A 916-nucleotide genomic window follows, 5' to 3' on the forward strand; every position below is an offset into this window, starting at 1 on the left:
TGAGAGTAATTTCAGCGTGGAAATTCAGGTCTTTCATCGACCGCAGCCATGGAGCCCAACTGCGGCGACTTCTCCGGGCGAGGCGAAAATACCCGTTCCTCCGGCGCAAGCGTTTGGCGAAGGAAGGGCGCAACGACCAAGGACCAATGGCCCGGAGCCGCGCCTCACCGCCCAGAATCATCCTTTCCCCGCTTCGACTTTCAGGTCCGGTGTCCGTTCAACTCGTAACCCCCGTGAGTCTCACGATGCGGCCTGACCCTCCGGCGAAGCCGGTCGGGAGAGGATGTCCGTCGGTTTGTCATCCGGACCCGTGCCGCCTCGGACGACCGCCTTGCCGTGGTCGTCCGGGTGGGATCACTTCCGCCCGGATGAGACGCATCGTAGAGGAGTTTTCACCCCAAGTGGTTGGGTGGTACCTGGGTACTTCGCCCGGCAACTTTTGCGGACATTTCAGGAGGGTTGCGGGCCTTTTGAAGACAAAATCGGAGTACGGTTTTCCGGGTGGATGGGTTTGGCGTTCGGAAAATCTTCTTGTGAAGAGGAGGGGTCGCCGTCATGGCCCCGCTTTCGGCCGATCTTGACGAGCGGGGCGGCGGAGCCGCAGGATCACGAAACGGGCGGTTTTGAACTAAGGTGAAGTACCTAGAACGAACCATGAACGTAGCCGTACCCCGGGAGGGGTATGAACCACCCCTGATGGGGCGTGTACGAAATACCACGCTTTTGACGTGCGTTTGACGTGTCCGGTCCGCGGGTTTTGGGGTTGTTGTGGATCCTTGGGGCGCTAGGGGCGAGGATCGGCGTCAAAAGTATCGGTGGGGTGAGGGTTTTGGGGCGTCGGCGGGCGGGGGAGGGGAAGGTATGCATGGGGCGGAGAGGACCGCATGGAGGGGCGCCGGAGAAGCCCGGGGAAGGC

Origin of the sequence: Sutterella parvirubra YIT 11816, from assembly GCF_000250875.1 — a bacterium.
Classification (GTDB): Bacteria; Pseudomonadota; Gammaproteobacteria; order Burkholderiales; family Burkholderiaceae_F; genus Sutterella; species Sutterella parvirubra.